General features: G+C 33.6%; 8 protein-coding genes. 2 read left to right on the top strand and 6 right to left on the bottom strand.

Annotated features, from left to right (window positions below; genetic code table 11):
• Window positions 1-125: 125 nt before the first annotated feature.
• The 5 genes from ACJ6WR_RS07865 to porU all read right to left on the bottom strand — a co-directional run bounded on the left by ACJ6WR_RS07865 (window position 126) and on the right by porU (window position 8,528).
• Window positions 126-1,766: a 2-oxo acid dehydrogenase subunit E2 gene (locus ACJ6WR_RS07865; protein WP_409417527.1), complete on the bottom strand. Its 1,641-nt coding sequence runs from the start codon at window positions 1,764-1,766 to the stop codon at window positions 126-128.
• 3 nt (window positions 1,767-1,769) lie between these two features.
• The gene (gene pdhA, locus ACJ6WR_RS07860) at window positions 1,770-2,768 is read right to left on the bottom strand and encodes a pyruvate dehydrogenase (acetyl-transferring) E1 component subunit alpha (RefSeq protein WP_035623790.1); all 999 of its coding nucleotides are present in this window, start codon (window positions 2,766-2,768) and stop codon (window positions 1,770-1,772) included.
• 155 nt (window positions 2,769-2,923) lie between these two features.
• On the bottom strand, window positions 2,924-3,406 hold the full coding sequence (cdd, locus tag ACJ6WR_RS07855) for a cytidine deaminase (RefSeq protein ID WP_039120156.1): 483 nt from the start codon (window positions 3,404-3,406) through the stop codon (window positions 2,924-2,926).
• Between the two features lie 73 nt (window positions 3,407-3,479).
• Window positions 3,480-4,649: a type IX secretion system outer membrane channel protein PorV gene (gene porV / locus ACJ6WR_RS07850; protein WP_039120158.1), complete on the bottom strand. Its 1,170-nt coding sequence runs from the start codon at window positions 4,647-4,649 to the stop codon at window positions 3,480-3,482.
• Between the two features lie 36 nt (window positions 4,650-4,685).
• Window positions 4,686-8,528, bottom strand: coding sequence for a type IX secretion system sortase PorU (gene porU, locus ACJ6WR_RS07845; protein WP_409417526.1), 3,843 nt, complete (start codon window positions 8,526-8,528; stop codon window positions 4,686-4,688).
• Between the two features lie 221 nt (window positions 8,529-8,749).
• On the opposite strand from porU, the gene gldJ reads away from it, so the two are divergent.
• Window positions 8,750-10,438 (top strand): gliding motility lipoprotein GldJ, encoded by a 1,689-nt coding sequence (gene gldJ, locus ACJ6WR_RS07840; RefSeq protein WP_039111810.1) that lies wholly within the window; start codon window positions 8,750-8,752, stop codon window positions 10,436-10,438.
• Between the two features lie 65 nt (window positions 10,439-10,503).
• Window positions 10,504-11,787, top strand: a complete 1,284-nt coding sequence (gene murF / locus ACJ6WR_RS07835) for a UDP-N-acetylmuramoyl-tripeptide--D-alanyl-D-alanine ligase (protein WP_409417525.1) — start codon at window positions 10,504-10,506, stop codon at window positions 11,785-11,787.
• 55 nt (window positions 11,788-11,842) lie between these two features.
• Here the strand turns inward: murF and ACJ6WR_RS07830 are convergent, their stop codons facing one another.
• Complete coding sequence (locus ACJ6WR_RS07830; RefSeq protein WP_409417524.1) at window positions 11,843-14,713, bottom strand: triple tyrosine motif-containing protein; 2,871 nt, start codon at window positions 14,711-14,713, stop codon at window positions 11,843-11,845.
• Window positions 14,714-15,009: the final 296 nt, after the last annotated feature.

Genomic DNA, 15,009 nt, shown 5'->3' with positions numbered 1-15,009 from the left:
ATTGAATTAGTGAAGGGAAATTAAACAAAAAATCCCGTTTTGAATAAACAAAACGGGATTTTATTATAAATAACCATCTTCCGTCCCGAAGTTTCGGGATTGGGATGCTCAGGCTGACATTAAAATTATGCCAACATTGTAACTGGGCTTTCGATGTATTGTTTTAATGTTTGTAAAAATTGAGCTCCAGTTGCACCGTCAATTGTTCTGTGGTCACACGCTAATGATAACATCATTGTGTTTCCTACTACAATCTGACCGTTTTTAACTACTGGTTTCTCTACAATTGCACCTACAGAAAGGATGGCAGAGTTTGGTTGGTTTATGATAGAATTAAATTCTGTAATACCAAACATTCCAAGGTTTGATACTGTAAAAGTACTTCCTTCCATTTCTTGTGGTCCAAGTTTTTTGTTTTTAGCTCTTCCAGCAAGATCTCTCACGCTAGCGCCAATTTGAGATAAACTCATAGCATCTGTAAATTTCAATACAGGAACTACTAATCCATCTTCAACAGCTACAGCAACACCAATATTTACATGGTGGTTGATGATGATAGCATCTTCTTTCCACTGTGAATTAATTTTTGGGTGTTTTTTCAATGCCAAAGCACAAGCTTTGATCACCATATCGTTAAAAGATACTTTTGTATCTGGAACACTATTTATTGTAGCTCTAGATGTCATTGCTTCATCCATGCTTACTTCGATCACTAAGTTATAGTGAGGAGCTGTAAACAATGATTCGGCTAAACGTTTAGCAATGATTTTTCGCATTTGCGAGTTTTTGATCTCTTCTGTGAAAACTTCACCAGCAGGAACAAAAACTTTTGGTGCAGCAGCAGTAACTTCAGGAGTTTTAGCAGCAGGTGCAGTTGCAGCTGGTTGTGTAGCTGTTGCAGCAGCAGCAGCAGGTGTAAAGTTTTCGATATCGCTTTTTACGATACGTCCGTTTTCACCAGATCCTTTTACTTGAGATAATTGGATTCCTTTATCTGAAGCAATTTTCTTTGCTAAAGGTGAAGCTAAAATTCTTTTTCCGTCGCTAACTACTTCAACAGTTTCTGTTGTTTCTTGCGCAGGAGCTGCTTTAGTTTCTTCTGTTGCTTTTGCAGGAGCACCACCAGCAGTATAGTTTTCGGCAATACCAGAAATATCAGTTCCAGCAGGTCCGATGATAGCTAATAAACTATCAACAGGAGCTGTGTTTCCTTCTTGAATACCAATGTATAATAATGTTCCTTCATTGAAAGACTCAAATTCCATTGTTGCTTTGTCAGTTTCGATTTCAGCAAGAATATCACCTTCAGCAACAGCATCACCAACTTTTTTAAGCCAAGTTGCAACTGTACCTTCAGTCATAGTATCACTTAATCTAGGCATAGTTACTACAACAACACCTTTTGGCAATTCAGTTGCAGCTTTTGCAGGAGCAGGTGCTTCTGTTTTTGCTTCTGGAGTTGCAGCTTCAGCTTTCGGAGCTGCAGCAGGAGCATCTCCTCCAGCGATTAATGCCGTAACATCTTCGCCTTCGTTTCCTATAATTGCTAATAATGAATCAACAGGAGCAGTTTCTCCAGCAGGTATTCCTATATATAAAAGAGTTCCTTCATTGAAGGACTCAAATTCCATTGTTGCTTTGTCAGTTTCAATTTCAGCAAGGATATCTCCTTCGCTAATTTTGTCTCCTACTTTTTTTAGCCAAGTTGCTACCGTTCCTTCCGTCATAGTATCGCTCAAACGAGGCATTGTTACTTTTATCGCCATGATTTATAGTTTATGAGGTGTAAATGGATAGTCTTCTTGTGCGTATACTACATCGTAAAGTTGTTGTAATTCCGGATATGGAGATTCTTCAGCAAATTTCACACACTCTTCAACCAAGTCTTTTACTCTTTGGTCAATTTCTTCAATTTCTTCTTCAGTAGCAAATTTTTGATCTTTTATTACATCAAGAACTTGTGTAATTGGGTCAATCTTTTTGTATTCTTCTACTTCTTCTTTAGAACGATATAATTGTGCATCAGACATTGAGTGTCCTCTGTAACGGTATGTTTTCATTTCTAGGAATGTTGGACCATCACCACGACGAGCTCTTTCAACAGCTTCGTACATAGCCTCGGCAACTTTCACTGGATTCATTCCGTCAACTGGTCCACAAGGCATTTCGTAACCTAAACCAAGTTTCCAGATATCAGTATGATTTGCGGTTCTCTCTACAGAAGTTCCCATTGCATATCCATTATTTTCAACAATAAATACAACCGGAAGTTTCCATAACATAGCCATATTAAAAGCTTCGTGTAAAGAACCTTGTCTTGCTGCACCATCACCAAAATAGGTCATAGTTACACCACCTGTTTCAAAATATTTATCTGCAAAAGCTAAACCAGCTCCTACAGGAATTTGTCCACCTACAATTCCGTGACCTCCGTAAAAACGGTGTTCTTTTGAGAAAATGTGCATAGATCCACCCATTCCTTTAGATGTTCCTGTTGCTTTTCCTAAAAGTTCAGCCATTACACGTTTTGGGTCCACACCCATACCAATTGGTTGTACGTGGTTTCTGTATGCAGTTATCATTTTATCTTTTGTCAAATCCATGACATGCAATGCACCAGCTAGTACAGCTTCTTGACCATTGTATAGGTGAAGAAAACCTCTTACTTTCTGTTGGATGTACAATGCTGCTAGTTTGTCTTCAAACTTTCTCCAAAGTAGCATGTCTTCATACCACTTTAAATATACCTCTTTTGTAACTTCTTTCATCTGAATTCTTTCTTTTGCTAAAGTGTTTCTGTTATCAATTGTTGCCTATAACGCAAAATAGTTTCCTCCCACAAATTTGCGCCCGAAGGGTCGGGATGCAAAAATAAGACATTCCTACTAAGAAGTAAAATTTAAAAGCTAATTTTTGGTTTTTTTTACAAGAACTTTTTATCAAACATGAATGGAAGTAAATTTTTCAGGGATGCCGATTGATAAATTACACCTATTTCTCCCATGAAATAAATTTCGATAGGGGTCTCTTGTTTTATTTCATATTCTGCAATTGATTGTCTGCAAGATCCACAAGGAGGGATTGGAGCTTTTGTTTGATTCGTATCTGAAGCTGCTGTAATGGCAATTTTTAAAATTTTGGCATCAGGATAAATTGCTCCTGCATGAAAAATTGCTACTCGTTCTGCACAAAGTCCCGATGGATAAGCTGCGTTTTCTTGATTAGAACCTAAAACAATTTGGCCATTATCTAAAAGTAATGCAGCTCCAACTCTAAATTTAGAATAAGGGGCGTATGCTTTTTTGCGAATAGCGATTGCTTCGTTCATTAAGTCTTGAGTGTCTTTTGAAAGTTCTTCGATAGATTCAAAAACAGAAAATTGCGTTGTAATAGATATTTCTTTCATTATGTATTTAGGAAAAAAAATCCAAATTTCACGAAAGTGAAATTTGGATTGTTATAATTGTGAATTTTATTTATTAATATACTTCGTATTTGTCGCCAAAGTTAAAGGTTAGTGAGAAACGAAGTGTGTTTTCTAATGGATTTTTTACGTTTGAAGTAGAGAATAAATACGAAACATCTACTTTTACTACATTGTACTTGAAACCTGCTCCTAAAGAAAAGAATTTTCTAGCTCCTTTTTCTGGGCTTTCATGAAAATATCCTAATCGGAATGCAAATGCATCTTGGTACATATATTCGGCACCAATGCTATAAGTAATTTCTTTTAACTCTTCGCTAAAACCACCTGGAGCATCACCAAAAGATTGGAAAATTCCAGATACCCAACCTATTGATCGGTAGTCTTCATTGTTTTGCATTCTTTCTTGCAGAGTAACTGTGCCATCGCCATCTAAATCTGGATCCTGAGGTGTAGGAACTAATAATTTGCTAAATTCTACGCCTACTGCTAGTTTGTTGTAATCGTCTAGGATAAAATCAAATCCTCCACCTACTTTTAAATTAGCTGGTAGGAAGTTAGCATTGAGTTCATCACTATCATATTTCATCTTAGGTCCTAAATTCTGAATATTAAAACCACCTCTCCATCTTCCGTTAAAGCTGTTATAAGCAATTTCTTCAGATTGATAAAAACCAGCTACATCTACTGCAAATGAACTTGCAGGTTTAGCATCTACATCTTCAGTAGCGATTTTTAGGTTAGAACGAATGTATCTTCCAGCTACTGCCATCGAGAATTTTTCGCTTAGCTTTAAAGAGTAAGATCCGTCAAGAGCTAGTTCGTTTGGAGATACTACTACAGGGATTTCTTCTTGTTCGCCGGTTCTTCTTAATTCGATATCACCAAAACCAAAATAACGGAAACTCGCTGCAAATGCATTTCGGTCGTTTATTTTGTTATAATAGGTTATTTGTCCTAAAGAGACATCATTTACCAAATCGGTAAGATACGGAGTGTAACTAACAGAAAACCCTTGTTTGTCTTCGGAGAAGGCGTATTTTGCGGGATTCCATTGTTGAGAGAATGCATCTACAGATGTGGCGACACCTTGGTCGGCCATACCTGCTGCTCTAGCGTCGGCAGCTACTAATAAAAAAGGTACTGCAGTTGTAATAGTTCTTTCTTGTGCCTTTGCTAATGAAACGACAAAAAGGCAAATTAAAATGAGGGTAGGTTTTTTCATCTAGGTTTTAAAATAGTAAACAAATATAATATTTAATTAAAGTATGACAAGTTTTTCAATTTTTTCTGCTTTTTTATTTGTTGTGTTCGACTTTACAGTTAGTTTATAAATATAAACACCTTTGCCAATTCGATCGCCAAAATCGTCTCTTCCATTCCAAGTTATGTCCCGAGATAAAAAACCTTCGGTAGTAATAATTTGATTTTTTGTCCAAACAACCTTTCCGGTAATTGTCATTACTTGTACTTGAACTTCTAAGGGTTCATAAGGTTTGTTGTGTGAAAACCAAAACTCAGTATAGGTTGTGAACGGATTCGGATAATTTAAAACATGCGTTAATGTTATTGAATCATCACCTGAAACAATAAATTGAATTTCGGTTGTAACGGGGTTGTTGTATACATCCCATGCTGTAACCGAAACGGTGTGCAATCCTACTGCTAAATTACGGAATGGAAAACGTAATGTTCCATGCGTGTAATCGTCTAACTTGGTTTGATAATAATCGTTTAATATATAAGGATTACTAACGTCTCCGTCTAAAATTGCAACTATGTCATGTCCTATTCCACTTGCGGTATTTATCCCGTTTTCATCTTCAAGATTTGCAAGTAAAAAAGGAGATTCATTTGTAACCCCTCCTGATACAAATGTTTCATCGTTCATATATAACTGCACTTTTGGACTATTATTGTCTTGAGGTGCATTTTCGTTTATTCCACCTATTTTTATTGTTGTGTCGTAACCCGTTTGGTTCTCAAGAAGTTGTTGTTTTTTGGCGTAAAAGCTAATTCTTCCGTTCCCTACAGGGATTCGGATGTCTCTTGGTACTACAAAACTAAACTCAAATAAACCATTGGTTACTGATGCACTTCCTCTAAAAATAGTTTCTCCCAAAGTGTTAAATTGCATTGAGGGACTAAAGCCATCATTATTGAGTGTCGAAGATATAATTAATTTATCAAATATCGCAGTAGTTAATTCACCATTATAGTTTGTTAATAAATTATTGTTTTCATCTGTTATTTCTCCCGATAATTTAATTTTTGACAGCGATTTTAAATCGTCAATAGGTTGAGAGATAACAACATCATTTACTTTGGTTAGTTTTACTTTTGGTTTTGGGATAGCAAGCATTAAAGCTGGATCACCTATATATACAATAACATTACTAGAAGAGCTTGGATTGCTGTTTTTGGATAGTCGCAATGATTCGGAAATGGTTGTGTATTGGTTGGATCCGTATGACAATAAGTTTTTTGATAAAATGTCATTGAAGTTTTCGGCACTAAATTGTCCGATGGATCTTATGGTTGTAAGCATAGCGATAGCGCCTCCCTTAGGATTCCAATATGTATATTCACCGGCAGTAGGTCTTGTTGGATCATCAAATCTTGAGAACTCGCAGGTTATGGTTATAAATAAAGGATACTTGTATTGATTGTTTAGATTTTGACCATCAGCTTTGCTCCAAATACGTTCACCTGCTAATCCATCTTCACCGCCATGTCCTAGATAGTTAAAAACGAGCGCTCCTTTTTCGAAAGCATCAAATAAGTCAGTTCGTGCTTTGGGATATCTTGATCCTCCTGCCGAGGCTTCTTGTGTATAGGAATCTAGGAGGATTTTATCAATATTGAAAAAAGGTTTTTCGGTGCCTATAACATCGGCTAATTTATTTTGTCGGCTTTGTAATGTAGCATCCGAAGCTTTATCGGAATCATCTGCAACTAGTACGAAGTTATTTTTCCAGTTTCCGTAAGATTTAATGTCATGGTATTCTAGTACTTTATTAACCATTTCGTCAGCTTGTTTAGTGTCATTAACAAGCATTCTTCCTACTGCGAGATCTATTCCTCCAAAAAAAGAAACTACATTGCCTTCGTCATTATCCATTAATCCATAAAAATCATCAGATGCAAATGAAGCTTCTCCTGTACTATTACTTCTTAAGGAGTAATATATAGGTACAATGTTTCCGTTATTATTGATTCTGTTTTTATAATCGAAAGAAGCATCTCCAAAAAGATTAACGTATTTAATTCTTTTATCAGGAGTAGAGGCATTGTCATATATGTATTTAATGCAGTTTCTGATGGCGGCTATATCTTGTTTTCCAGATGAGAATTCCTGGTAGATAGATTCAGTTGAAATTACTTTTACGCTTAAGTTAGAATGAGATCTGTGGAAGGATGCTAGTCTTTCGGCTTGATTCATTAAAAAAGAGGGAGCGATAATTACATAATCAATGTCTTGAAAAGCGCCTTGATTGTTTTTTAAAAGTGTTCCTTTTAAGTTCTGGTTAGGAATTTTGGTTTTGTTATCTTTAAAAGGAATGTAGTAGTCGGAAGGATCGAGGGCTACATATTTTCTTATTTCTCCTAATTGTGCTTTAAAACTTATTGTGTTTTGATTAGAGTTTTCAATAGTGCTTACATTATATATGTCAGTGATGTCCCAAATTTGAGCAATGCTGCTTGAGTTTGTGATATCGTAACTGGCAATTCCGATGCTTGAACTAGCTAAGTCGTATTGAAAAAGAAATTGTTTTCCGTAGCCTTGTAGTTTTCGTTTAGCAATTAATTTAATTTGATCTAAATATCCCTTTGATCCGGGAACACCACTATTATTGTAGTTGAGTTTTATTTTAATGTTTTCGGCTCCTGTAAATGTTTTGTTGGAAGGTAATGAGTCGGTATAAAATTTAATTTCTGAATTGGGTGTTATTGCGGGAAAATTTGTAGTAGCTATATCTTGTCCGTTTGCAGCAACTTTAAAAGACGTGTTTGTGTATGAAGCAGAAGCTGTCTTGACTTGTATTTTTACAGGAACCGAAGTGTCGATATTCGGAAAGCTAAACTCAAACTCTTGTTCGTTGTCGATTTCAAAAGATTCTCCATACCATTCTCTACCAAGATGTGTTATGTTTATCAGGTCTTTTTCATGATATTGATGGTCATCAAATGTTGAGAGGTTTATAGTGCTGCTTCCTGATGGTGGTTGCATTTGGGTGATTCTTTTTCCGTCACCTCCCTGAGTCGTTATATAATAGTATGATCTGTTATCGTATAAGTTACTATAGGTTCTGCTTTCATCGTTCCAAGTGTCGACTCCTTCGGCATAAAATAAGATGTAGTCGTCATTATCAAAACTTCCGTCATTTTCGCCAATGATCTGAATTGCATTTTCTGTTAAGTCATTAGGATAATAAGATGAGTTGGATAAAGGGAGCATTTTACCACCATTTCCGAATATTTTTATCTTTTTTGGGTTGACTTTTGTCAAATCTGAGTTTAAATTTTGCAAGAAGCTTTTGGAGATTTTATATACACCAGATTTTTCAATGTAAAATCGATACCAATCTCCAGATGATAAAACAGAATTGGTGATGTTTGCATTCTTTCTGGTTAATGATGCTCTTGAGGTAGTATTGTTTTGAGAATTGGTTATTATATTATAGGTAAAAGATTTTACTTTTTTGTATCCTGTTCCGTTATTGATTATTGGTGATAGGGTTAGTAAAGCTTGATTGATTCCTCTCGCAGAAGAGATTTTTAACGTTTCATTAATAGTTTTTGGGATGTTTTTTAATGTTAAATCACCCAGCTCATTTTCAGAAATTGTTTCGTAAACAATATTAGATAATTGGACGGTGCTGTTCTCAGAATAATTGAATTGCGTAAGGTTTAAAGCGTAAAAAATTGTCTTTGTGTCGGAGTTTAAGTGGTAGCTATTACCCGAAAACAGGGGGGCATTGACTTTAAACTCTCCAAAATACATGTCTTTTTTATCGAGCCAATTTATAATAACGTCATCTTTCGTCTGCGCGAAAGAGCTGATATATAGTAAGATAAAACAGGTTAATAAGGTCTTTTTCATTGCGCGCTTTAACAAAAATGATATAGTTGTATTATACCAAGTAAAAATATAGTATTTAGTGTTATAGTAAATAATAAAAAGTATATTTTTGCGTTCAAGTTATGTGAGATGATTTTACAAGAATCAGGTACATGAAATTTTTATAATTGTTTTATAATTGATGTTGCGAATTAATTTTAATTATTATATTGCAGCACCTAAATTATTACCTACTAAAGAGTATGAAAGTAAACAAAATTATGGCCTTACAGTTAATGTTATCTATGACATTGGTTCTGGGAATGGCTAGCTGTAGTAAAAAATCTAGTTCGAGTGCATCAAGAGCTACGGGTTGGGACGTTAATAGTATTAATGGAACGGCACAAAATGTTTCTAACAAAAAACAACAAGCAGGACCTGGATTAGTTTTTGTAGAAGGAGGAACGTTTACCATGGGTAAGGTTCAGGATGATGTAATGCATGATTGGAACAATACTCCAACGCAACAACACGTACAGTCTTTTTATATGGATGAGACTGAGGTGACTAACATGATGTACTTAGAATACCTTGAGTGGTTGAAAAAAGTATTTCCACCAACAGAAGAAAATTACAAACATATATATGAAGGAGCTTCGCCAGATACTTTAGTTTGGAGAAATCGTTTAGGTTATAATGAAACTATGACCAATAACTACTTAAGACATCCTGCATATGCTAACTACCCTGTAGTAGGTGTGAACTGGATTCAAGCAGTTGAGTTTAGTAAATGGAGAACTAACCGTGTAAACGAAGCAGTTCTTGAAAAAAATGGATACCTTAAAAAAGGTGCTAAAACAGATGATGTTAATGCTGAAAGCAACTTTAATACTGAAACATATTTAATCGCTCCTACATCTACATTTGGAGGAAACGAAGAAATTGTTTTAAAAGAAGGTAAAAAAGTAAGAAGAACTAAAAAAGGAGATGCTGCTGAAGAGCCTAAAAATGTTTATGCACAGCGTTCTTCTGGAATTATCTTACCAGAATATAGATTACCAACTGAGGCAGAGTGGGAATACGCTGCTGCTGCAGATGTTGGACAAAGAGAATACAACATTTATAAAGGACAAAAGAAATACCCTTGGTCTGGAGATTATACTCGTTCTGGAAAAAGAGCAACAAGAGGTGATCAATTGGCTAACTTTAAACAAGGTAATGGAGATTACGGAGGTATAGCTGGATGGTCTGATGACGGTGCAGATATTACAAATGAAGTGAAAAAATATCCTGCAAACGATTTTGGATTGTATGATATGGCTGGAAACGTAGCCGAATGGGTTGCCGATGTTTACAGACCTCTTATCGATAATGAAGCAAATGACTTTAACTACTTTAGAGGTAACTTGTATGCTAAGAATAAAATTGGTAAAGACGGTAAAGTAGAAATCGTTACTAAAGAAACTATCAAATATGATACTTTAAGCAATGGTAAAATTGTAGCAAGAAATTTCCCTGGAGATATTGCACAAGTTCCTGTTGACGAGCAAGAGACTTATTTGAGACAAAACTTCTCTACAAGTGATAATATCAATTATAGAGATGGAGATAAGCAATCATCTAAATATTATGATTTCGGAGCTTCAGAAGAAGAGCAAACTGCTGCTGATAAAGCAAAACAAGCAATGTACAATTCTCCTAAGCATAATGTTACCACAGATAGTTTAGGTAACATGGTTAGAAAATATGATAAGTCTAGCAAAAGAACAACTTTAGTAAATGATAATGTTAGAGTTTACAAAGGAGGTTCTTGGAGAGATAGAGCATATTGGTTAGATCCAGCTCAAAGAAGATATTTTCCTCAAGATATGGCAACTGATTACATTGGTTTCAGATGTGCAATGTCAAGAGTAGGACCTAAATCTGAAAAAAGAAAATCACCTAGAAATTAAGAAATTTAATAATAGTAATAAAAGCCCTTTGATTAGGGCTTTTATTGTTTTAAATCTGTTTTAAAATGGATATTGCTCACATTCATAATTTGTTTTTACAATGCCAGTCAGTTTCGACAGATACTCGTAAAATTGAATTAAATTCAATGTTTTTTGCTATAAAAGGAGATAATTTTGATGCAAATACATTCGCAGAAGAGGCTTTGCAAAAAGGAGCGTTATTTGTAGTTATCGATAATGCATCTTACTTTATTGATCAAAGAACTATTTTGGTTGAAAACAGTTTGATTGCATTACAAGAATTAGCAAAATTTCACCGTGCTTATTTACAATTGCCTATTATTGCTTTAACAGGAAGTAATGGGAAAACGACAACCAAGGAGCTGATTAATGTTGTGCTTTCTAAAAAGTACAATACTAAAGCAACTGTTGGAAATTTAAACAATCATATTGGTGTTCCTTTAACGCTATTGACGTTTACTAAAGAAACTGAAATAGGAATTGTAGAAATGGGAGCTAATCATAAAAAAGAAATAGAGTTTTTATGCGAATTAGCTCAACCGGATTTTGGATATGTGACGAACTTTGGAAAAGCACATCTTGAAGGTTTTGGAGGAATTTTGGGAGTTATAGAAGGGAAAAGTGAATTGTATACTTATCTTTCTGCTCATGATAAAGTTGCGTTTGTTAATCTGGATGATTCTATTCAGGTAGAAAAAACAAGTGCGATAAAGAAATTTTCATTCGGATATAAAAATACTAGTGGTGATGTTGTTATAAGCACCATTACAGCAAATCCTTTTGTGGTTTTAGGTTTTGGCAATGAAACTATTACTTCGCATTTAATTGGACTGTATAATGCCAATAACATAAGTGCAGCACTGGCAATAGGAAAGTATTTTAAGATAGAAGATTCTGCTATAAAAGAGGCTTTAGAGAGTTATATACCCGAGAATAATCGTTCGCAATTATTAGTAAAGGGAACTAACGAAATTATTTTGGATGCATACAATGCAAACCCAAGTAGTATGGCTGTTGCAATCGAGAATTTCATTCAATTAGAGAAGCAAAATAAAGTCATGATTTTTGGGGATATGTTTGAGCTTGGTTCAGAAAGTGATCAAGAACATAAGTTTATTGTAACATCACTTTTGAATGAGAATAAAACAAATTGTTATTTCATAGGACCTTCTTTCTTTAAGCATAAAGCTGATAAAGAGAATTTCCATTTCTTTGATTCGTTTGATGCTTTTGCTACTTATTTAGGAACTATAGCTTTTAATGAGCAAACAATACTTATTAAAGGGTCTAGAGGTATGGCTCTAGAAAGAGTTTTAAATTTTATTTAAAAAATATCTTTAAACTATAACAAAAAACCATCCGATGTATCGGATGGTTTTTTGTTTAAATACTCATTAAGAATCCTATAAGGTTTTCTTTTTTGTTCAATTCTAGTTTTTTTCTTAATCTATAACGAGCAAGTTCAACTCCTCCATTTGAGATGTTCATGATTTCTGCAATTTCTTTAGTCGACATATTCATCAATAAATAAGTTGCTAAATCTAGTTCTCTAGGCGAAATTTTAGGATATTTTTCTTTTAAGCGTTTCAGGAATTCAAAATGGACATTCTTTATATGCTTTTCTAAATCTTTCCAGCTCTTATCTGTATTTACTTCTTTAACGATACTTTTGTTGAGTTTGTTGAATTGAAATTTAGTAGACTCGTCAAATGTTTCAATGTCAATTTCTTTCAGTTTATGTATAATTCCGTTTAGGATTTTGTTCTTTTTTACTACTTGCAAAGAATTATTAACTAGTTCTTTGTCTTTTGTAAGTATTTTTATTTGTAGTTTGTCATTTTTTAGTTTTTCAATTTCCTTTTCTAATTGATATTGTTCTTGCCTTATTTTAGATTCTTTTTCTAAGTAAAGTCTTCGTTGTTCGATTGTCTCGTAATATTTATTTTTTCTAATCTTCATTTTTATGCGATAGGAGATAGAGTAAATAGCAACCAATACAAGCATAAAATAAAATATATAAGCAAGAATGTGCCTGTACCAAGGTGGTGAAATGGTAAATGGGATGACATCAACCTCAGATTGTATCCCGTAACTATTTCTCACTTTAACTCTCATTTTGTAATTGCCTTCTCTTAAATTGGTATATTCCTTTACTGAAATTGTTGACCAATTGCTCCATTTTTCATCAAAAGGATCTAATTGATAAGAGTATTCTACATTTTCAAGATTCTCATAAGTAGGAGATGAGAAAGTGAATTTTACATGATTTGAAGCATATGGAATTAGATATTTTTCCGAAATTTTCTTCTGATTTCCGAATGTCAAGGTATCATTCGTAAAAGTAAAAGTTCGAATGAATACGTTTGGTTTGGTTACAATGTTATTTATTAATTGAGAATCATAATGTGCCAGACCATCTGTTAATCCGATAAAAATATTTTGAGGATCAATAGTGTTAACCGAAAGATAGTTGGTTACTAAGTTTCCTGTTAAGTTTGAAAATGGGGCAACGACATTTTTGTAATTTCCATCTGGGGATTTAACTAGTTCTCCCAAAGATTCATTAAATACGTACCAAAGATTTCCTTTTGAATCTTCATAAAGAGAATTTATTACGGGTATATCTTTAAAAACGGCAGTCATTTTTTTATCCTTATAGAAAACTTCTTGTTCTTTAGAATATTTATAAAAATGGTTATTTGTTTGGAAATAAACGCTGTTATTTATTTTTTGAATACTTCCAATGCCTTTCTCTTTTGATAAATTGTGAATTATTTTTATTGATTTGAATTTTTTTAAATCATCAGATAATTTCATTTGATATAAAAATTCATCTTTTTTTAACCATAAATAGTCATTGTCTAGCTCGAATAAAATAGAAGATTTATTAAATCCTGCAATTTGATTTCTAAACTGTAAACCATTTGCAGTTTTTTCAAACAATGCAAATCCATTATAGTTTGATCCTACTACAAAATTTGGATGGTTTGGGACTGTTCTAAAACCGAAATAACCATTCTTGTCCAATAGTTTTACAGCCTTATTTCCTTTTATAATTATTGCGCCTCTATTGTTGGCACATATTAATTCATTACCAATAACCTGAATATTCCATGTTTGTGTATTTGTTCCTTCTACAAGCGAGAAAGCCCCTTCTTTAAAAGCAGTATTCCAAGCATGGTAAAAAACACCTTGATTTGTTGCTACATATAAATACCCATCATGAATTACAGAAGCATATACGGTACTAATATCATAACTAAAACCAAAGTATGTAAATGGGGAACTTTCATTGATAAATGCAATACCATTATCCAGCCCAAGCCAAAGATTGTTTTTGCTATCTATAAAGGAAGTAAGTACAGTATTGTTTTGTAAGCCTTTTTTGCGGTCTATGTGCTGAATAATTTTTCCGTTTAGGTCGGATATGATAATTCCATTTAAAACAGAATTTAAGACGATGAATTTATCTTTGATGGAAACACCTCCTAATGAACTATTTTTTTTGATAAAAGCATTGGCTTCAGTGTTCCAAGGAGTCAGTGTTTGATTGCTATAGATAAAAAGTCCATTTTCTAAAGTTGCTACCAAGAGTTCATTGTTAGGCATTTTAAACATTGCCCAGACCTCTGTGTTGTTTAATGTTGTAGTACCTTTTAAAGGATATAGTTTTCCGTCTTTATATATTAGTATTCCTAATGAATTGTCTTGAACATAGATAGTGTTGTCAATTTGAAAAGAAAACTGAAAACGTTTGGGAGCTTCTATTGTTTTAAGTTTATTGTCTTTAAAAATATAAATTCTGGCAAAAGATTGAAAAATTACTTCGTCTTTAACAATATGTATTCTCCATACAAAATCTAATTCTTGAGCACTTTTTGATTTGATGAGTTTTGATAAAGAGGTATATTTTAATTTTCCTTTAGAGTCGGCATCAAAATAGCCGAGTTCTTTATAGCCACCTACATATATTCTGTGAGAATTATCAACTTTTACTGTTCGTACTGATGTTGAGTTGGGTAAGAGGTACTTGGTCCAGGAAGATCCATCAAATTGTATAAGACCACTATTGTTGGCAAAATATAAATTTCCATTCTCATCTTGATCAATACTCCAGTTTTGAGTTGCTCCTTTGTATTCTGCCCGTTTATAGTTTCGGATGTCAGGAACACCGATATTTTTAACTTGTGCTGATAATAGGATCGAAAAGAATAAAAAACAAACGGTTATGATGTTAAATCTTGTAAAATTCATAATTACATTATAATAGGCTCAACGATTTACTTAGCTTTTACGTGGCTTTAAAATCCTTAAAATATTAGACTTAATATTGATTTGGTTTAGAAAATTTACCTTATAAAAGCTAAAATAATCGATTTATATTGAATGTAGTGTTTATTTTAATTTTATATTTTTTTTAAATACCATAATTTAATTTTTAAAATAATGAAAATCAGTTAATTATATTTTTTTTGATGTGTTTTTGACTAGTGTTAATTTTGATTTTGATGTGTTTTTGTAGTGATTATTAATTGCGTATTCTTAAAAAA

The sequence above is a fragment of the Flavobacterium sp. PS2 genome (assembly GCF_046250155.1).
GTDB lineage: Bacteria > Bacteroidota > Bacteroidia > Flavobacteriales > Flavobacteriaceae > Flavobacterium.
Note: the sequence above shows the minus strand (reverse complement) of the source record. Positions and strands in the feature narration are given on the sequence as shown.